Annotated in this window: 16 protein-coding genes; 9 read left to right on the forward strand and 7 right to left on the reverse strand. The window is 43.3% G+C overall.

What is annotated here, in order from left to right:
* The first annotated feature begins 140 nt into the window (after positions 1-140).
* A complete protein-coding gene (locus SIO70_RS01115) occupies positions 141-2,369 on the forward strand; it encodes an InlB B-repeat-containing protein (RefSeq protein ID WP_320578656.1) in 2,229 nt (742 codons plus the stop codon).
* A gap of 395 nt (positions 2,370-2,764) precedes the next feature.
* Here SIO70_RS01115 and SIO70_RS01120 read toward each other — a convergent pair whose 3' ends face one another.
* The gene (locus tag SIO70_RS01120) at positions 2,765-3,079 is read right to left on the reverse strand and encodes a hypothetical protein (protein WP_320578659.1); all 315 of its coding nucleotides are present in this window, start codon (positions 3,077-3,079) and stop codon (positions 2,765-2,767) included.
* A gap of 108 nt (positions 3,080-3,187) precedes the next feature.
* On the opposite strand from SIO70_RS01120, the gene SIO70_RS01125 reads away from it, so the two are divergent.
* From SIO70_RS01125 to SIO70_RS01145, 5 genes are all read left to right on the forward strand, one after another.
* The gene (locus SIO70_RS01125; protein ID WP_320578661.1) at positions 3,188-4,771 is read left to right on the forward strand and encodes a flavin monoamine oxidase family protein; all 1,584 of its coding nucleotides are present in this window, start codon (positions 3,188-3,190) and stop codon (positions 4,769-4,771) included.
* A gap of 6 nt (positions 4,772-4,777) precedes the next feature.
* A complete protein-coding gene (locus tag SIO70_RS01130) occupies positions 4,778-6,055 on the forward strand; it encodes a histidinol-phosphate transaminase (RefSeq protein ID WP_320578663.1) in 1,278 nt (425 codons plus the stop codon).
* 8 nt (positions 6,056-6,063) lie between these two features.
* Positions 6,064-7,047 (forward strand): Hint domain-containing protein, encoded by a 984-nt coding sequence (locus SIO70_RS01135; protein WP_320578665.1) that lies wholly within the window; start codon positions 6,064-6,066, stop codon positions 7,045-7,047.
* 200 nt (positions 7,048-7,247) lie between these two features.
* On the forward strand, positions 7,248-7,790 hold the full coding sequence (locus SIO70_RS01140; RefSeq protein WP_320578667.1) for a hypothetical protein: 543 nt from the start codon (positions 7,248-7,250) through the stop codon (positions 7,788-7,790).
* Positions 7,791-7,801: 11 nt separating this feature from the next.
* Positions 7,802-7,996, forward strand: coding sequence for a hypothetical protein (locus tag SIO70_RS01145; RefSeq protein ID WP_320578670.1), 195 nt, complete (start codon positions 7,802-7,804; stop codon positions 7,994-7,996).
* 107 nt (positions 7,997-8,103) lie between these two features.
* Here the strand turns inward: SIO70_RS01145 and SIO70_RS01150 are convergent, their stop codons facing one another.
* Both SIO70_RS01150 and fusA read right to left on the reverse strand, forming a co-directional pair.
* A complete protein-coding gene (locus SIO70_RS01150) occupies positions 8,104-8,853 on the reverse strand; it encodes a hypothetical protein (RefSeq protein ID WP_320578671.1) in 750 nt (249 codons plus the stop codon).
* Between the two features lie 227 nt (positions 8,854-9,080).
* Positions 9,081-11,069 carry an elongation factor G gene (fusA, locus tag SIO70_RS01155; RefSeq protein WP_320578673.1) on the reverse strand — a complete coding sequence of 663 codons (1,989 nt, stop codon included), beginning with the start codon at positions 11,067-11,069 and terminating at the stop codon, positions 9,081-9,083.
* A 431-nt stretch (positions 11,070-11,500) separates the two neighbouring features.
* On the opposite strand from fusA, the gene SIO70_RS01160 reads away from it, so the two are divergent.
* Positions 11,501-11,803, forward strand: coding sequence for a hypothetical protein (locus SIO70_RS01160; RefSeq protein WP_320578675.1), 303 nt, complete (start codon positions 11,501-11,503; stop codon positions 11,801-11,803).
* 675 nt (positions 11,804-12,478) lie between these two features.
* Here SIO70_RS01160 and SIO70_RS01165 read toward each other — a convergent pair.
* On the reverse strand, positions 12,479-13,420 hold the full coding sequence (locus SIO70_RS01165) for a hypothetical protein (RefSeq protein ID WP_320578677.1): 942 nt from the start codon (positions 13,418-13,420) through the stop codon (positions 12,479-12,481).
* 39 nt (positions 13,421-13,459) lie between these two features.
* Here SIO70_RS01165 and SIO70_RS01170 point away from each other — a divergent pair, with 39 nt between their 5' ends.
* Together SIO70_RS01170 and SIO70_RS01175 are read left to right on the forward strand one after the other, a co-directional pair.
* Positions 13,460-14,380, forward strand: coding sequence for a GlxA family transcriptional regulator (locus SIO70_RS01170; RefSeq protein WP_320578679.1), 921 nt, complete (start codon positions 13,460-13,462; stop codon positions 14,378-14,380).
* Positions 14,381-14,482: 102 nt separating this feature from the next.
* Positions 14,483-15,241, forward strand: coding sequence for a DJ-1/PfpI family protein (locus tag SIO70_RS01175; RefSeq protein WP_320578681.1), 759 nt, complete (start codon positions 14,483-14,485; stop codon positions 15,239-15,241).
* A gap of 755 nt (positions 15,242-15,996) precedes the next feature.
* On the opposite strand, the gene SIO70_RS01180 is transcribed toward SIO70_RS01175, so the two are convergent.
* The 3 genes from SIO70_RS01180 to SIO70_RS01190 all read right to left on the reverse strand — a co-directional run bounded on the left by SIO70_RS01180 (position 15,997) and on the right by SIO70_RS01190 (position 21,385).
* Positions 15,997-16,980, reverse strand: coding sequence for a GlxA family transcriptional regulator (locus tag SIO70_RS01180; RefSeq protein WP_320578683.1), 984 nt, complete (start codon positions 16,978-16,980; stop codon positions 15,997-15,999).
* A gap of 496 nt (positions 16,981-17,476) precedes the next feature.
* On the reverse strand, positions 17,477-17,947 hold the full coding sequence (locus tag SIO70_RS01185; protein ID WP_320578685.1) for a nuclear transport factor 2 family protein: 471 nt from the start codon (positions 17,945-17,947) through the stop codon (positions 17,477-17,479).
* Positions 17,948-18,010: 63 nt separating this feature from the next.
* Positions 18,011-21,385 carry a glycosyl hydrolase gene (locus SIO70_RS01190; RefSeq protein WP_320578687.1) on the reverse strand — a complete coding sequence of 1,125 codons (3,375 nt, stop codon included), beginning with the start codon at positions 21,383-21,385 and terminating at the stop codon, positions 18,011-18,013.
* Positions 21,386-21,417 lie beyond the last annotated feature (32 nt).

Consider the following 21,417-nt stretch of genomic DNA (forward strand, 5'->3'; position numbering starts at 1 on the left):
CAATGCAATACCCGCATCTCACTGCGCCCTGGTTATCATCGAAAACCCTTTCCCCGCAAACGTTTGCGTAAATATATCTCCCCATACCTGATCACCTGCCAAACAAATCCATGTAAATTCAGGTAAAATAACTCTCCGTTATGAAAACACTTTTACTAGCGCTGCTATGTTTGGCAGGAGCTAACCTCTCCTATGCGCAAACCCTCTATGTTTCCCCCAGCGGATCTGCCTCGAACACCGGTACCAGCATCAGTGCCCCGACTACACTTGCCAACGCACTGGCAACTGTAACCGCCGGCAGCACTATTTACTTAAGAGGAGGCACCTATAGTTTATCAGCCTCCGTAATTATCACTGCCAGTAACAATGGTACTGCTTCCGCGTACAAGAGTGTCGTTGCCTATACTGGCGAAACCCCTGTATTAGATTTTTCAGGCATGGCGATTGCCGATGCCAATCGTGGCGTCATCCTCGATGGCGACTACTGGCATTGGACAGGCATCACCATCCAGGGTGCTGGTGACAATGGTATGCTGTTGGCGGGCAATAGCAACATCATCGAAAAATGTATCTTTAAAGGTAACCACGACAGCGGTCTGCAATTGAGTCGCTATGTGACTTCAAACACTACCCTGGCTTCATGGCCGACGAACAACACCATCCTCAATTGCGAAGCGTACGACAACCAGGACCCTGACAATGAAGACGCCGATGGATTTGCCGCTAAACTCACCTGTGGCACAGGCAATGTATTCAATGGCTGTATCTCTCACAACAACATTGATGATGGATACGATCTCTATGCAAAAGATGACACAGGCCCTATTGGCCCTGTTACGCTTATCAACTGTGTCGCTTATGGAAATGGAACACTGAGTAGCGGCAATACCTCCGGCGATGGTGATAAGAATGGATTTAAATTAGGTGGCAGCGGTATTGCAGTAGCACATATCGTGCGTCGTTGTGTATCTTTCAACAATGGCCACCATGGCTTTACGGACAACAACAACCCAGGTGCGATCGAAATGACTAACAACACCAGTTACAACAATGCGGAATCTAACTTCAACTTCCGCACGGGTAGTACAGCTACTTTCAAAAACAACCTTTCTTACAATGCAGGTGCATCTGACGCCACCAATGGTACAGATGTAACGCCAACGAACGTATGGTGGAAGAGTGGCGCCAGCTCTAACACAGGCGGCCTGGTAGTAAGCAGTGCCGACTTCCAGAGTCTTTCCCCTTCGGTAACTAAAAACAGTGATGGTAGTCCAAACTTTGGCACCTTCCTCGCACTGGCAAGTGGTAGTGATTTGATAGACAAAGGTGTAACTACTACAGGCATTACCTATTCCGGTTCAGCACCTGATATTGGCGCACGTGAATCCGGTGGTAGTACCAATCCTTCTACTTATACGGTGAGTGTAACAGTATCTCCATCAGCAGGGGGTACAGTTACCCTGAGTCCAGGTGGAAGCTCATACACTTCAGGCACAGTCGTAACACTGACGGCGACACCTGCCAGTGGGTATACATTTAGTAGCTGGGGAGGTAGTGCGAGTGGCACATCTACTACGACTACAGTAACTGTCACTTCAAACTTATCAGTAACCGCCAGTTTCAACAGCACCAGTACCGGTGGAGGTGCCACCCTGCATATTGACGATGCTGCAACAAGTACCGGTGGATATTGTAGTGCAGATGGTAGCAGGCAAAATACTTATTCAGGTGCAGATGGCGGATATTATATCAACCTGAGTAACGCAAGTGGCAAAGGGGTGAATTATAGTGTGAGCGTGCCTGCAGCAGGAACTTATTCTTTTGTATGGCGGTATTCGAATGGAGGTACGACTGTATCCACTACTGCAAAGTTATTGGTCAATGGCAGCACCGCAGTATCAAGTGTATCATTCCCCAAAACCAGTAGCTGGACGGCATGGACCACGACAGCAGCAGTAACAGCGACATTGGCAGCGGGTGTGAATACGATTAGAATAGAAACACTTTCTTCTACAGAATTTGCATTGATAGACTGGTTGGAAGTAACAGGCACAACGCCGACAGCAGGTGCTTGTAGCTCATCAGCAAGAGCAGTCGCACCGGCGAAACTGGAATTGACAGATACAAGAGTATACCCTAATCCAGCTACCCAGACCGCTGTTATTAGTTTTTATAATGAAAAGACAGATCGGGTACAGGTTAGGATGTACAGTTCGAATGGGCAATTGTTAAAGACAGTAGTGGATAAAGAGTTGCCGGCAGGTAATAACCAGTTGACGGTGGATGTGAGTAGTTTGCCGCAATCACTGTATTTAATAAAAGTAGAAAATTCAGCAGGTAGTAATACCCTGAAACTGATCAAGCAATAATTGACAGACCTCGCCTTTTGCCTGTTGGCAGGGGCGAGGTTTACTTTACGTATTGAAAGGATTTCATTTACGGTCGATAAGCCTTCGCAGGTGGGGGTACTTTACATATTGAAAGGATTTCTATTCCCCTCAGTAAGCCCTCGCAGGTGGAAGGTTTTATTTTATGCATTGAAAGGATTTCTTTCCCCCTCTGTAAGTCTTCGCAAGTGGAGGTTTTGTTTTATGCATTGAAAGGATTTCTTTCCCCCTCTGTAAGCCCTCGCAGGTGGAGGTTTTGTTTTTATGCATTGAAAGGATTTCTTTCCCCCTCTGTAAGCCCTCGCAGGTGGAGGTTTTGTTTTTATGCATTGAAAGGATTTCTTCCCCCCTCTGTAAGTCTTCGCAAGTGGAGGTTTCTATTTTACATATTGAAACAATTCCACCTCCCCATAAGTCAGTTTTCGCAACCTGCCGCTATAAGGTGCGGATACAATTGTAATAGAATATTCGATCGTTTCCCATTGATAATCATCAGTATCTTTCTTCCTAATAGCCTTATCACCGATCCGTTCCCAGGAAAACTTGTCCTGGTGAGTCAGTGTTTGTTTATCCCAGGAATAATAAGTGCCACTCCCATCGGCTTTAAATTCATAAGCCCATCCCCAAATGCCATGTAAACCACTCCCATCGTCCAGGTCATTTTCCCAGGTACCAAGAATCTCATCTACCATATATATAAATTTAAATCATACAATCAAGTTACTATAAATCCTCCCTAATTATTCTTATTTTAATAGCAGCAAGGAAGTATTACCAGAACAACCCATATATCAACCAAAATGTCAATTTCCAGAAGGGAGTTCCTCACCAGAACAGGAACAATGGCTGCCGCCTATCCGGCCATGCTGGCTTTAGGGATGTTACAGGAAGCGCCTGCGCATGCCTTTTCGCTCAATGGCAGTGGCAAGGGCAAACACATTATCATTCTAGGCGCCGGTCTTGCAGGAATGGCAGCGGCTTATGAACTATTAAAACTCGGCTATCAATGCACCATTCTTGAAGCCCGTCAGCGGTCAGGAGGGCGTGTATGGAGTATCCGAAAGGGAGCGACCCATACTGAAACCGATCTTCCTGTACAAACGGCTACATTCGACGAAGGGCTTTATTTCAATGCGGGGCCATCGCGTATCCCGCATCACCATGCATTGACATTACATTACTGTAGAGAGTTGCAGGTGCCGATCCAGGTGTATAACAACATCAACGAAGCGGCCTATTTCTTCGCCGAAGGCAAAGGGGCGCTTTCCAACAGGAAGATCCGGGTCCGGGAAATTCACAACGACCTCCGGGGGTATACTGCAGAACTACTTGCCAAAGCGATAGATCAGCACAAACTCGACACAGGTCTTACAACTGAAGATACCCAGAAAATATTGGAATACCTAAGGGCAGAAGGAGGGCTGGACATCGATAAACTATACAAAGCCTCCGACAGAAGAGGGTACATCGAAGGACCCGGTGCTGGCGAACTTCCCGGCAAAATCGCACCAGCACATAGTCTGGCGGATATTATCAATTCCGGTCTTGCTGATCCTGACTTCTACAATGTATCTGAATATGTATATGAACTACAGATGACCATGTTCCAGGCGATTGGCGGCAATGACCAGATTCCAAAAGCCTTTGAGAAGAAGGTAGGACAATGTATACATTTTGGTTGCGAAGTAACGGGAATTCACAACCAGGCAGAAGGTGTGAAGATTAGTTATAAAGATGCGAAAGGCGCCAAAGAAATCGTTGCCGACTATTGTATTTGTACGATTCCCACACCAGTGCTGAGTAATATAGATAACAACTTCTCTTCTGATGTGAGTCGTGCGATAGATTACATTCCTTATATGATCACGGGCAAGATAGGGATGCAGTTTAAAAGAAGATTCTGGGAAGAAGATGAACACATCTACGGAGGTATTACACATACGAACAATGAACTCACCCAGATCTTTTATCCCTCTTATGATTATCTATCGAAAAAAGGCATACTGCTAGGATATTACAACTTTAATGAAAAAGCCAGACAGACAGGGAGTCTGTCGCACCAGCAAAGGGAAAAATTAGCGATGGATAAGGGAAGGTTGATACATCCGCAATATGATAAAGAATTTGAAAGTTCATTTTCAGTGAGCTGGCATAAGACGCCTTATAGCATGGGCGGATGGGCCTTGTATAATAGCGCTACCAGACAATCACATTATAAAAGCCTGTTGCAGGCGGATAAGCGGGTATACTTTGCAGGCGAACATACTACTTATCTGAATGCATGGATGGCAGGAGCGTTAGAATCTGCAAGAAGGACAGTGACGGATTTACATGCGAGAGTATCAGAACAACGGATCTCTTATCCTATTACAACCAACATCTAAAAACTTATGATGATGCGTACCACCAACAAATCAATTAACAGGCGGGATTGGTTAAAGGCCACCGCGCTATTTACCGGAGGATTGACAATGTTGCCACCTGTGTTGCAGGGGTTGCAGGCGGCGCCTCCAGCGGAGGCTGCTGTTACAACTTTAGAACCGCCTGTTTCAGCTTTAGGTCATTCCGGGTTAACTGCCACCTCATTGACCGGTTTCTCTGCAGAAACAGCCTCTCCTCTTACGGGCTTACATGCCGATGCTGCTATTGAGCCCCGCATTCCCGGCATACTCAAAGCCCGCTTATTTGCCAATGAAAACCCATTCGGCCCCTCGGCAGTTGCTAAAAAAGCAATGATGGACAGTATGGACAATGGCTATCAATATCCATTCATGCTACTCAAAGACCTGGAAGCAAAAATTTGCGCCTATGAAGGTCTCGATGCGAAAATGCTCATGACAAGTGCGGGTTCTTCTCCTTTATTATTAGGTACCGCTATTACATTATTAAGTAATGGTGGAAATGTCGTGAGTGCAGACCCTACTTACGATGACTTACCTACCCGTTGCGAAAAAATAAAAGCCACCTGGATCAAAGTGCCGTTAAAAGCAGATTACACCCATGACCTGGATGCAATGGAAAAGGCGATAAATAAAGACACAAAACTCGTTTACATCTGCAATCCCAACAACCCTACGGGCACTATTGTAGACGTAGCAAAATTAAAAGACTTCTGCGAGCGGGTATCAAAAAAAGTCCCCGTCTTTGTTGATGAGGCCTACATTGATTACCTCCCTGATCCAGCCGCTACTACACTCATAGAAAGTGTAAAGAAAGGGCAGAATCTCATTATCGCGCGCACCTTTTCAAAAGTATATGGGCTGGCCGGACTTCGTATTGGTTACGTCATTGCCCAACCAGCTATGATCGATCTGTTAGGCCATTATTCCGCTGCCGGTGGATATGCATTGTCATTACCAGCTATAACTGCTGCATTGGCAAGTTATAATGACAAGCCTTATATAGATGATGTGAAAAAGAAAATGGAAGCCAGTAAAAGCTTCTTGTATGAAACACTGAAAAAAGAGGGTTATACATATATTCCTTCACATACCAATTTCGTCATGTTCCCATTAAAAATGGAAGGCCAGCGTTTTGTAGAAGAAATGGGTAAACGGGGTGTAGGGCTGCGCAACTGGAAACTAAATAACGAGGATTGGTGCAGGATCAGCATTGGCCGTCTGGATGAAATGCAGGCATTTGCAGCTGCTTTTAAAGAATTATCTTAAATAGAATTATGCGCACACTACTATTATTATATTTTTGTTTTGGTTGGATATACACAGCATTCGCACAATCAAGACCCATTCGCACGGACGAATACGACAAAGCAAAGACATTTACAGTAAAAGACCTGGATAACGATACGTATGTAAAGTTCAACAACGCGTACGTACTGGATCGTTATGAAATGCGCAAGCCATATATCATCACGGGAGATGATGGATTGAAGAAGCGCATCGACCTTTATCGCTTAGTCGCCAAAGACAGTATGATGGATATTGGGACTGTTATTTTCTACACAAATGAGAAAGGCACTTTGTACACAGCGGTATTGCCTTTGTTCAACAGTAATCCTGAAATCTGGAATAAGTACTTTGAAGATATTCATGCGATAGACAAAGTAGAGAAAAACTATGTGTTAAAATTATCCTACGTGCTCTCACGCGAGTTTAGTTTCCAGTTATATAAATCCATGAATGGGGGGAAAGATGTAAAAGCAGAAGGCGCGACCTATGGCACCGACATTTGTTTTCCAGGAGATGAACAGGTGACACTGGCCGATGGTTCGCAGAAGACACTGAAGAACATTCTCCCCGGGGATAAAATCATTAGTCTCGATGCGGTGACACATACGACCAGTATTATGAAAGTAAAAGAACTGGTGGTACATCAACCTGCGAATTATGCAATTACGCAATTACTGGCGGTACATATAGTAGCGAATGATACACAGGATGCACATGTAGTGAGTATTTCCGGGAAAATATTACAGGCAACACCAAATCATCCCATACAAACATCAGCAGGGAAGAAGAAGATGGGAGAGGTGAGTGATGGAGAAGAGTTGTTGTGTATAGATGAGCAAAGTAAACAGGTACTCACTTATGTAGTGGTAAATAAAACAGAAAAAGCGAATGGTACGCAGCCTGTATATAATATCGTAGCAGAAGGAGAGGGAACGTTTATTATGAACAACATGATGGTTTTGCAGAAATAAATATTAGTCGATATACCTTATAAAAAAAGCGTTACTCACGTGCAGTGAGTAACGCTTTTTTTATAAATAACAATCGTATTATCATTTAAAAAACCACATTATAAAGTGAGAAAAATTTTGAATTAATTGCGTGATTTTTCAACCTATATTCGTTAGCTTTAGATAGACAATTCCATTGTAGAAAAACCAAAATCCACAACATGTCAACCTCATTTTACAATTTTGATCATTACATAGAAGCAAATGAAAAACGGGATACAGCAATAAGAACCGAATATGATAAAACGATTAGTCGGGTATCAAATATTTTAATTATTTATACAGGCATATCTGCATTTCTGGTTTCAATATGCAAAGATTTTTTTTCCTTCCCATTTAATATCTGGTATTTTACAGCATTGATGTTATTTGGGATTCTTTTCCTGATATCATTTGTGTATGCGATTCGATTTTTATTTCCAATCGTCATTCCATTTCTCAGGGCACCCAAAAAGTACTTCGGAGAATTGCGATCAGAACTGGAAGCTACCCTTTCTAATGAGTCTGAGCTTACAGATGATATAAAAGAGCGGATAAATCAACAGATAAAAAACTCGTATTTAGAGGAATTAAAAGGCTCCATTGATTTCAATAGTGAAGTTGTTACACGCAAACAAGGATATTACAACAAAGCATTAAAACATGCAATATTTTGCATATTCCCATTCATCATATGCGTCATATTCTATTTAAGTCATAAATAAAAAACAATAAAATGAATGAAGTAAAGATTTCAAAACTTAAACCGAACTCAAATCCTGAACCTAATACAGGAACCATGTTCTTTGGTATTCCTGAAGACCAGCAGGTTAAGGTAGAACTTGGGTTTATTAATTTCTGGACTGGTAAAATCACTCCGGGAAAGTTCATATTACCAAATGGGAAAGAAATATTAGTTTACCCATATTAAAAGGAGCGCATTTGCTTTCGGGCAAATGCGCTCTTCTATAACCTAAACTATTTTATACACTTTTTATCAATCAAAACATTACTCCCCTCTCTTCTCAATCCCCCCATCTATTTTTGCAACAGCGTATCCACCTCCGGTACCACCCCCTGGCTATCCACCATCAAATCATTATACTCAATCCTACTCGTCTCCGACAAATCCCTACTCACATCGCCCTCTTTCATCCCCTTCACAAATTCCCCTTTCTGTATAATACATATTGCCCCATACACATTATTCATACTCAACTGTACCCACACTTCTGCACCTCTATTCCTCAACACATACGTATTCAACTCAATCCCTCCAAATCCCACAGTAAAGCCTCTTTCCTTATCATAAATCTCCGCATCACCCACTCTCTCCATCTCTGCCTTCGTCGGTATATCCGTACTCACCTTCACGCCTCCCACACTCGCTATCATCTTATCATAACTCTTCTCCACCTTCGAAATACTAAACATGGCCGGTCTACTTTCCTCCCTCACCAACTCCGCCTTAAACGTCTTCCCTTCCACCGGCATCAACTTCCCATCAGCGAGAAAATATTCCTCACCACTATACTTCCACTTCACATTCCTATACTGATACCCTTTCGGCGCTGGGAAAAAAGGGAAATCTCCCAAATCTAAATTCGTCTTTGGTACCTTGCTCATATTAAATGCAGCACGTGCAACAGCAGGATAAGTCTCTGCAGTATCTGCAGCTACCATGGTATCTGTAATTGTGCTATCATTATGGACAATAGGTTGTTTATGCGGTTGGCAGGCTGGAAGTATATACAATATAGGGATTAGAGCATAGATATACCGTTTCATAGAATGCATATATTTGGCTGACATTAAACAACAATCATGCTAATAAAAGTTGGCTAGCTAGGAAGACAAATATAATACCCTCATATTCAATATACAAGAGGCCAGCCAAAAAGATTCGGCTGACCTCCTGATTTTTCGGGATTTTCCATAATCCGGAACGATATTCCATCACCTCTCCACACTCGCGGGACACTAGAAATAAAGTCATTTACGGCATTCATTCCCCATCACACCACCACACTAGCCGGCGCCAGCTCATACCCTTCAAACGTAATCGACACAGCAGCCCTTCCCGCACACAACGATCTCAACGTATCCACATACCCAAACAACTCTGCCAACGGTACATCTGCAGTAATCACCTGCGCATTCCCTCTCATTTCCATATTCCTTATCATACCGCGCCTTCTATTCATATCCCCCGTCACCACACCTGTATACTCCTCAGGCGTAGTCACCTCCACACTCATCACTGGCTCCAACAACCTTGGCCTGGCCTGCGCCGCCACACGCTTAAAACCAATAATCGCAGCATGTTCAAAATCCAATGCATGAGAATCATTATCATGAATCACACCATCCAACAACCGCACTCTCATAGACTGCATTGGATACCCAGCTAATACACCCGTCTTCATCGACTCTTCAAAACCTTTCTGCACAGCAGGAATATATTCTCTGGGAATCGCACCACCCTTAATCTCATTCACAAACTCCAATCCAGCCAACCCATCTTCACGAGGTCCTAGTTCAAACTGGATCACCGCAAAACTACCACTACCACCATTCTGCTTCTTATACACTTCCTTGTGGATAACTGAAGATGTAAACACCTCCTTATAAGCAATCTGCGGTTGACCTTTACTCACTTCTAACTGGTAATTCGTCGCTATCTTTTCAAGGACCACTTCCAGGTGCAACTCACCCATACCTTTCAGGATCGTCTGTCCGGAAGCCGCATCCACACTCACCTGCAATGTAGGATCTTCATCCACCAATCTTGCCAGCACTTCACCCAACCTGTTCGCATCTTTCGCCTGTTTCGCTTCCACCGCATAACCAATCATTGGCTCAGGAAAATGAATGCTTTCCAAAGAAACAGGATGTGCAGGATCAGACAGCGTATCACCCGTACGCACTTCTTTCAGACCTACTACCGCCCCAATATCACCAGCACCAATTTCTTCCACAGCTTCAAACTTGTCTGACATGATACGCAGCAATCTGCTGACACGTACTTTCTTATTTGTACGACTATTCCACACCATGTCACCAGTACGCAACGCACCAGTATACACTCTCACCAAAGTCAACTTACCGGCATACTCATCTGCCATGATCTTGAATGCTAACGCCGCCAAAGGGCTTTCGATGTCCGCAGGAGAAGGCAAATAACGCACCACCGCATCCAGCAAAGGCTGTACACCTCTATTCCGATACGCCGCCGCTGCCAGCACAGGTATCAACACACGACTCAGTGTCGCCTTTCTGATAGCAGTATACAAATCCTCATTCGTTATACTAGCCGGATCATCTGTATACTTTTCAAAGATGTACTCATCAACCAATGACAACTCTTCCAGCAATGTTTGCCTTGCTTGCAAGGCAGCCTGTTGCAAAGTAGCAGGTATCTCAGTAACCACAAATTGTTTACCATCATCACCATTCCATACATATGCCTGCATAGTGACCAGATCAATCACACCAGAAAAATTATCCTCTGCACCAATTGGTATCTGCACCGGCACAGCATTCGCCTGCAACATATTTCTAATCTCCCGGACTACATGCTGGTAGTCCGCACCCTGTCTATCCATCTTATTGATGAGCACTATTCTCGGCACTCCATACTTATCCGCTTGTCTCCACACCGTTTCAGATTGTGGTTGTACACCGGACTTCGCACAGAACACCACGACACCACCATCCAACACACGCAGCGAACGTTCTACTTCCGCCGTAAAGTCAATGTGACCGGGGGTATCAATCAGATTAATCTGATGATCTTTCCAATAAGTAGTAATGGCAGCAGAAGATATCGTGATACCACGCTTTTCTTCCTGCGGATCACTATCCATGACAGTATTCCCTTCATCGACACTACCTAATTTATGCGTCAAACCCGTGTAGTACAACATACGTTCATTGACGGTAGTTTTACCAGCATCGACATGGGCCATGATTCCTATATTCCTATATTGAGATAAACGTTTCATAAAATAAATGATAAAAAAAAGCGCCTCCCGTTTGGTAACGAGAGGCGCTTGCTATGTGCAAATGCATTCCCTGTTACCGGACTAGTCTGGTAATTACGATAATCAATAATTTAATTGTCAGGAGCATCATGCTATTAAATAATATAATTGCTAAAAGATTAATTTGACTCACGGGGGAGACAAGGCTTACTTGAAAAACAATAAAAGCGATTGTGGGAGTGTGTAGTAGATAATACAACATATCCGGGTGCAAGGCTGCCTCCCCGTCTTAAATAAAGACGATACAAGTACTGGCAATTACTGCCCTTATTACTGTACGATATGAGTTATGAGTAAACATGGTGCAAATATATAAAGAATATCTATGAAAACAAAATCCACATAGGGGGCATTGATTATCAATACCCTTAATTTTGTCGTAATTTACTGTTATGACTAAGGATCGGAAATCACCACATATACTAAATACCTCTACGAATTTGTTAGGCTTTTGCCTGATCGTATTGACATCTATCAAGGTAGCGCGGTTCAACCACGTCACGGTGATTGATGATGTAACAGGTGTAGCAGCTATATTGCTGATGGCCAGCTGCCTGTTTTCCTTCCTATCCCTGCGTTCTTCCAGGCCACAGTGGAGTGAAAAACTGGAAACGGCAGCTGATTATATCTTTCTGGCCGCTCTGGTGTGCATCAGTATCACCATTGTTTTTGTATCCTTTAATTTATTGACGTAAACTAGGCTTCTTTATTGGGATACATCATTATAAAATTTGCAGCCTTAATTTGTTGACGTAAACTAGTCTTCTTTATTGGGATACACCATTATAAAATTTGCAGCCTTAATTTTTTGACGTACACTAACCTTCTTTATTGGGATACACCATTATAAAATTTGCAACCTTAATTTGTTGACGTACACTAACCTTCTTTATTGGGATACACCATTATAAAATTTGCATCCTTAATTTGTTGACGTACACTAACCTTCTTTATTGGGATACACCATTATAAAATTTGCATCCTTAATTTTTTGACGTAAACTAGTTTTCTTTATTGGGATACACCATCATAAATTTGCAGCCTTAATTGATTGAAGTAAACTAGTCTTCTTTATTGGGATACACCATTATAAAATTTGCAGCCTTAATTTTGTTGACGTAAACCAACCTTCTTTATTGGGATACACCATTATAAAATTTGCAGCCTTAATTTTGTTGACGTAAACCAACCTTCTTTATTGGGATACACCATTATAAAATTTGCAGCCTTAATTTTGTTGACGTAAACCAACCTTCTTTATTGGGATACACCATTATAAAATTTGCAGCCTTAATTTGTTGACGTAAACTAGTTTTCTTTATTAGTACCCACCTACATAAATTGGCCATCCAGTAATTTATTGCCCTAAACTACTCTTCCTTATTGGCATCCATGATTTCATCATTTTCCACCTTCAACATAAAATAAGGGAATGCGGATTTCTTCTTTTGCAACAACACGACAAATGGTTTATCAAAAATAAGATTGGGTGGACGCTTCACCTCTCCTGAATCCAATGCAGCCGCAGCTACGGTCAATTCTGCTGAATCAACTACTTTCGCGCCATCCTGATCCAATGTAAAAGAGGTCTTCTGACGGGCAGTTTTTATTTTATAGGGCTGTCCTTTTGCCTTAAAATCGATTCCTTCCAGTTCCTTAAAGTGCTCTTCCTCCATAAATTTCAATACCGGTATCTGCAATGAAGCATACTCCGTAATCTTTGTACCCTTCCTGATAGCCCCCTGAACCTGCTGCAGGATGACATGTAGGTTAGCACCCTTATTAAATCCCTTTGCCAATATCATATCGGAAGACTTATCCTTTGAATCTAAATTCATCACAAAATGATCTTCATCTCTATAATAAATAAGGTGCGCTTCTCCAATAATTTCCGGATCATAATCTATCATACCAAAGGCTTTCACTGGCTTACCATTAAAATTAAATGGCTGATGCAGTGGTTGCATTGGCACTTCAAACCCTAAATCTTTTTGAAAATTAACCAGTAAAGTAATTTGCTCCCCATCTATCCTCACATCCTTTTTATACTCCTTAGGCCCTAACAAATCCCCTGATAACGGACTATCATTCATCCACTTCACCGCCTTCGCCTTATTATTAATTGGCGCACCTACCTGTTTCCTCATTTCATTCCATGCCAATGTAAAACTTGCCGAAAACGCAATATTCTTACTCACATCCACCGGCGTCAGCATATTGGGAACAATCTGTGATCTCGAATAATATCTTGTTTTTTTACAGGCGATCATCAGCACCATGGCCGCCAGCAAATAGGGATATAAAGTTTTCATAACTCTAAGTTATAACAAAAATCGGCTACCTTTACCCTGATGGTCAACAGGGTCATATTTTTCATAGCCAGTCAAACACATATTCTCGATCTCGCCGGACCAGTACAGGTGTTCTACGAGGCAACAGAATATGGGCATCCCTATGAAATTATTTATCTCTCCGATCAACCGGAAAAAGCCTGCTCTTCCGGTTTGATGATTGGCCAGCTCCAGCACATTCATGATATTACGATCCGGCAGGATGACATCATTTTTATTCCCGGGTTTCAGTTGCAGGCAGACAATCATGGCCTCCGGGATTGGTTGATCCACATCGCTCATACTGGCGCCACCCTTTGCTCTGTATGTACAGGTTCTTTTGCCCTGGCCGCCGCCGGTATTCTCAATGGACATGGTTGTACAACCCACTGGAAATATACCCAACGCCTCCAGGAGGAATATCCGGATACAAAGGTTTTCACGAACCGCCTCTTTGTAAAAAGTGGCAATATCTACACCAGCGCCGGCATCACCACAGGTATCGACCTGGCACTTTTTATTATTGAAGAACGCCATGGTCCTGCTTTTGCCTGGCAACTGGCTGCTGAGCTGGTAGTGTATATTCGCCGTGATGGCGATGATTCCCAGCAAAGCGTCTATCTGCAATATCGCCGGCATATTAATAATCATATTCATCAGGTACAGGATTTTATCATTCATCATCTTGACCAGAAGCTATCTCTTGATATTTTGGCAGCGCAGGTGCATACTGGATCACGGAATCTGACCAGGATGTTTAAGGCTGCAACCGGGATTACTATTGGGCAGTATATTGATAAACTGAGGGTGGAAAAGGCGGTTAATTTATTAAAGGAGAAAAACAAGGTTACGATTGTGGCGCAGCAATGTGGGTTTAAAAGTGTGGTGCAGTTGAGGACGATGGTGAAAAAACATACGGGAGCGTTGCCGTCTAAGGTGTAATCAGGTGGGTGGTGATGTCAAAGATGTCCCGATTCTTTCCTTCCTTGTCCTTCTTCCTCCTTTATTCACCTCCTACCTTTGCCCCATAAACTTACCGCCATTATGAAACGGATCATTTCAATCGTGCTTTTTACCATGCTGACCGCCTTTGCCAGTGCACAAACCTATATTTGCCCACCCTGCAATGGCCCCAGCTGCGACACCCTCACCTTCACCAATCCCGGCAACTGTCCCCACTGTGGCATGAAGTTGATTAAAAAAGGAGATGAAATCAAGAGACTAAACGTCTGCTTCTACCTCTATGACGGCGTTGAAGTCCTGGACTTTGCAGGCCCACTGGAAGTATTTTCCTATGCAGGCTGCAATATCTATATCGTATCCAAGACTACAGACCCGCTTCATGCCCAGGGTGTACTCAGGGTATTACCTACCTACAGTATTGAAAATGCCCCTCCTGCTGATATCTTTGTCACCTTTGGAGGCAATGATGATGTAGCGGCTAATGACCCGGAAGTGATTAAATGGATTCAATCCCGGATTCCTAATACCAAATACTTTATGTCCGTATGTACCGGTGCCTTTATCCTTGGCAAAGCCGGTATCCTGGATCATAAAACAGTGACCACTTTCCACAACAGCATTGAAAACCTGCGAAAAGCATTGCCTAACAGCACCGTATTGGCTGATAAACGTTTTGTAGAGGATGGAAATGTATTAACAACCGCAGGAATTTCTGCTGGTATAGATGGGGCGCTGCACCTGGTAGAGAAATTACGCGGACATGATGCGGCGGTACAGATTGCGAAACATATGGAATATGATAAATGGGTGCCAGGCGAAGGACTGGTTGTAAAGCAATAACAATTAAAACCTGGCTGTAAAGCAATAAAATTAGAATCTGGTTTCCTAAAACAACAAAAATCAAGATTATATCAAGGTCTTCCTTGCGCCATCAAGAACCTGAATGAAACAGGCTGTATCAAACTTATGATACAGCCTGTTTCATTCAGTGCGATGGAAACATCATTCAGATACCTGAAGGAATCAACTATTCATTTAAGCGATACCCAGGAGGTTCATTTATTTTTAATACAACCTTTTACTTTATACAAAGACTGCATTCGGTATACTGTATATTACAAACGTCACCATTACCCTACAACGGCCTACCTATACTGCATTCGCAGCTATTATCCTACTGCCTGCTTTATTCTACAATAGCCGCCATTATCCTACTGCCTGCTTTATTCTGCATTCGCAGCTATTATCCTACTGCCTGCTTTATTCTACATTCGCAGCTATTATCCTACCGCCTGCTTTATTCTGCATTCGCAGCTATTATCTTACCGCCTGCTTTATTCTGCATTCGCAGCCATTATCCTACTGCCTGCTTTATTCTACATTCGCAGCCATTATCCTACCGCCTGCTTTATTCTACATTCGCAGCTATTATCTTACCGCCTGCTTTATTCTGCATTCGCAGCCATTATCCTACTGCCTGCTTTATTCTACAATAGCCGCTAGTATCCGACTGCCTGCTTTATTCTACAATAGCCGCCATTATCCGACTACATGCTTTATTCTACAATCGTCTCTTGATTCTGCTACTGCTGCCATTACACTGCAATCGCCTCCTTATTATATTTATTCCGATACTCCACCGGCGATAACCCCGTCTTCCTCTTAAATACAGTTCTAAACGCCTTATTATCCGCATACCCCACCTCACACATCACCTCATTGATATTTTTACGGCTGGTTTCAAACCCTTTCTTAGCAGCTTCTATCTTCACCCGTTGAATATATTCTGAAACCGTATTGCTGGTCGCCTTCTTAAATCTCCTTTCAAAACTCCTTCTCCCCATCGTACAAAGCGACGCCAATTGGTCAACCGTAATCCGCTCCTGGAAATTTTGCTCAATAAAATCCTGTGCCCGCTTAATATCATCATCCTTATGATCCCGCTGTCCGCGGAACATGATAAATGGTGACTGACTAAACCTATCAATTTCAATAGCAAAAAATTTTGCACAGAAGATTGCCATTTCCCTATCAGTATATTTTTCTACCAGGTACAGGAGTAAATTCCAGAAAGAATTTGCCCCTCCACTGGAATAAATCCCGTTCTCATCGGTAATAATCCTGTCAGATACCATTTCCACATCAGGAAACATTTTTCTGAACAGGTGCTCAGACTGCCAGTGAGTACTGCATTTCTTACCATCCAGCAAACCAGTGGCTGCCAACAAAAATGCGCCTACACATAGACTGGCAACTTCCGCTCCACGTTCATACTGTGCCCTGATCCAGGGGAAGAAATCGCTGTTGGCGGCAATGACCTTGTCCATTTCCCCATTTACCGCAGGGATAATGATCAGGTCAGTAGTGAAGTTATCCTGTATACTCAGATCCGGGGTTACTTTACAAAATCCATCGTATACCATAGCATCGTGGGTCAAGCCTACCAGTTGGATAGTGAATAATGGATCTTCTCCCCGGTCGGTCAGGAAGCGATTCACATTAAAGAACATTTTGTGTGTGCCTTCAATACAGCCCAGGGACGCGGCACCTCTGGGGATTAATATAGATATGTGTTTCATGGTTGTAGGTCATCTTGTGCGAACCCTAAGTTACTGAAAAATGTAACTTAATGACCGATGCCAATCAACCAGGTTGAATGCATTAGTAAAATGCCATTCAATGACCAGGATAAATCCTCTTTTACCCATCTTTGCAAGTTAATTGCATTGGCAAAATGCCGCCCAATGACCCCGACAAATCCTCTTTCACCCATCTTTGCAAGTTAATTGCATTGGCAAAATGCCACCCAATAACCAGAACAAATCCTCTTTTACCCATCTTTGCAAGTTAATTGCATTAGTAAAATGCCACCCAATGACCAGGACGAATCCTCTTTCACCCACCTTTGCAAATTAATTGCATTGGCAAAATGCCACCCAATGACCCCAACAAATCCTCTTTTACCCATCTTTGCAAATTAATCGCATTGGCAAATGCCACCCAATAACCCGGACAAATCCTCTTTTACCCACCTTTGCAAAATGACACTCAATAATTCTCTTTTCAACATGCCCATCAATGCCCCATACTAATCACCCTCGTTGCCTTCCATTGCCCATCCTTCAATCGCCATACCTGCACAAATTTCATCAACCCTACCTCTTCCTTTCCATTCTCCTTATGAATAAACCGATGCTCCCCCACCTCAATCGCCCCAAACCCCGGCATAGGATACACCTCCAATGAACCCTCTACCAACTCCCTCCTCAACCCACTCGCAGCATTCCGCTCAAACATCGACTTAAAATTCTTCATAGTAGTCCCATAATCACTCACCCCACCACCATCATTATAAAACTCCACATCTTCCGCAAATACCTTTTCAAGTACCGGCATATCATGCGTATTAAATGCATTGAACATCACACTGTCCATATGTGCAATCGTATCATACAATGCCTTGTCTTTAGGAACGTATCTGGACTTTTGGGCGAAGGTTAACTGGCAAAGAACCATGCACAGCAACAATAGAATCTTATTTTTCATATCCTCAATTTAAAAAAAAGCCGGCATCTATACAAGAGGCCGGCTTTTTTCACACATTTATTCTTATAGCTTTACAAACTTGCTCGTCTTAGCACCCATCCGAATTAAATACACCCCAGGTGTCAACCCGGTAACAGATACAGTATTCACACCCGTAGTCACTTTACCCGCCTGTATCACATTCCCCTTCAAATCGGTAATAGTATAATACCCACTGGCAGTCGCACTCACATACACCTGATCCTGCGCAGGATTAGGATATACAAGTGATGTTGTAGTCGCCTTAGCAGCACTTACAACACTTGCCGTAGTCGTCGCATCGCTCGCCGTACCACAAACTTCAAATTCATAAATAGAATAACCATAAGGCGTATTCCTTTGCACACCATACATCCTGAGATACCGATAATCTTTACCGATATTATCAATCAAATCTGTACGATTGCCTGTAGTAGTATTTATATAATGCCCGATCGTATCCCAGGTAAGCGTATCCGTTTTAGCACCTAAGATATAGTACTCTTTCGCATTCGCGACCTCCCACGTAAGCATGATTTTATTAACATGCGACACCACACCCATATCTACCGTGATCCACTGCGGATCGGTAAACTGACTCTCCCAACGACTTCCCTGGTTCCCATCAATCGCCGCAGCTGCTGTACCAGAAGAAGCTGTAGCTGATGCAGGCACCAGGTTGTAACAACCCGTAGGCGTTGACCCTGAATCAGGTAATATCGGATACGTCAACAATGTCCTTGCAGGCACTGAAAAGGAAGCCACCTCACCGCCACTGGCATCATACACCTTACAGGTACTGGCACTTGCAGAAGGGTTATAAGCCACCGCATGACTGAAAGTACCATTCTTTTCAAACACACTGCTACTTGGGAAATTCGTATGATATTTAAAAGAGAAATCACCCAGATTTTGATGTGCATGTGTATAATAATAAGTCATACCAGACACCTCGTAATCCATAATGTAGTCGGTATCTGTTACTGGCAACAATAAATTCTTCGCCATAAACGCCGCTGCATATGTAGGATCGAATATTTGTTTCCAGCCTAAAGCCACATGCGCCCAGTCATCCCCAAAATCAGTTTCATCTTTGTGCCCATCTACTGCAAGTGTTTCACTCATCATATTCGCATATTCCTGTTGTGCCCATACAGTATCCCTGGCGGCAAATTTAAACCCTGGATTGACAGGCAGGTATTGAATAGCATGAATATGCATAGGACTGGCACTGAAATAAGTCCCATAAGCAAACCCCTGGTTAGAAAGGATGCCTACTACAGAATGATTATACGTGGAAGGCAGGTTACGTTTCTTCCAGTCAAACCAGTACTCAAGTGCAGCATACGTTTCACTACTATACCCAAAGGCAGCAGCTGCCCGCATAGCAGGGTCATTCAGTTCATCAGCAAGCAGGAACAGACCAATCCATGATTGAATCGCCTCTGAAGAAGATTCCTGGTTATTGCCTGAAGAAGAGCTGGTACCACCGGCATAACTATGGCCGATCCATGGATCGAAGGTACGCAGGAATGGCAGTGTGGTATCAGTTCTATCCCAGTTCGCATATTGCTTAGCAATCAGTTTGATCATGTCTCCGTATTCACTCAGGAAGTCAGGATCGACCATACCATATAATGCCGCTGCTAATGTAAAATACCCATAATGAAAATGGTTATCAGTAAAGTAAGCAGAAGTATATGATTCATTGAAACCTACCAGGGCACCCCATCGATCATATTTAGCAAAGAACTTTTCTGTCTCACCAGGTGTATAGATGAGCCAGTTCACGAGTGCTTCTTTTGTTTTTGCTTTTAAGGATGCATAGGCCTGATGGTTCAGTTCCTTTGCCATCACCGTATACTTTGCAAAGTTGAGGATGTCTTTACCTCCCCAGTAGGTATCCCCGCCGTAGTCCTTCTTTTTAGAGAACTGCGTCAACAGGTTATACATGTCACTGGCATTGTAAGGTGCAGCATCGCCGTCACGCTTATAGGGTGCATTGAAGTTAGGCAGTATACCTCCGAAGTCATAAGTGAAAGACCAGCTATTGCCGATAGAAGTTTTCATCGTACCGCGTGGACTTATATAACTATAGGCACTGAAAGTAACATTGTGTGTGGCATCGTCATAGAGGTGGGGCAGGAAACCTTGAATAGTAGGACCGGCGGCGGCACCTTTCAGGTTGGTAGTGGTAAGGTTCCAGTTCACAACGACCTTGCCTGCGCTGGTATTATAATCATAAGATACGGTTGAATTGATTGGCTTGTTAAAAGCATATTGTTCATACGTATTTAAATCGGTAGCTGCCTGTAAAGCAGAGACTACAAAATATGCATGCCCGTTATTCGTATTCAGAACCAGTTTTTCAGCCTGGTTACCGTCAGAAGCCCATCGGGTACCCAAGTTACCATCGTTTACATTCCCAGCTACAAAATTTGCTTCTGTTGAAGAGACAGTAACTTTCTTGTTCTGAGAGAGTAATGTGGCATTGTTGAATACCTGCATTTCCCAAAGAGAGTAGGCATAAATAGTACCTCTTTCTCTGAGAACGATTTGCACATAGCGGGCAGTGGTATCTTTAAAAGACAAAGTGTCGGTACCACCATCACCACTGATCACAGCAGCTACGGTAGCCCAGGTAGTGGTATCATTAGATACCTGGATACTGTAGCCAGACGCGTAAGCGGTTTCCCAGCTTAACCTGACAGCGTTGATGTTTTGAGAGGTACCTAAGTCAATTCTTACGAATTGTTGTCCCTGAATGGCGGCGGTAGTATTGCCATCGAGGTGGATACCTAAATAACGACCATCTGTTTTGATGACAAAAGATTTATTAGTGGGGAGCTCCAGGGCATCGCCGGTGCTGGTGAGGTAGGAGCCGCCTTTTTCGAGCGCGATTTCCGGATTGATACCTTGAGTTTCAAACCAGAAAAACGGGATGCCGTGATACATGGTGACATCCATGTTTTTGTTGTGTGTACTATCTGGCAGAGACATCACGACACCCCAATCGGACCAGTCTTTGGCAATGGCTTTTTCGGGTGCATAACCATCTGCTTTGATGCTCATGTATCCACCATATTCGAGGTTAGAACCATCGGCGACAAAGCTGTTGGCGAAATAAAGTTTGGTACCAAAGTTTTCCGGATCGGCGGAGAGTGGGTACGCCCAGAGCATACCGGCATACTGAGATACGATCAGGTCAGTCCACCAATCGTTGGTAGGAATGCCCTGATGTTTTCTATTTTCGGCTACGTAAATGGGCGCAGTGTACACGAATGCCTGTAAGGAGGCGTCGAGTTCAGTGGCCGGAGGAAAAGAGGCGTAGCTACCTGCACCGACAGATACAGGTGATTGGGCATGTAGTTGCCATGTGCTGATAGATAGCACGACTGCTAACAGGTAAAGGTTTTTCATGGTCATTCTGAGTTTTTATGGATATGTCTAAT

The organism is Chitinophaga sancti, assembly GCF_034087045.1.
Lineage (GTDB): Bacteria > Bacteroidota > Bacteroidia > Chitinophagales > Chitinophagaceae > Chitinophaga > Chitinophaga sancti_B.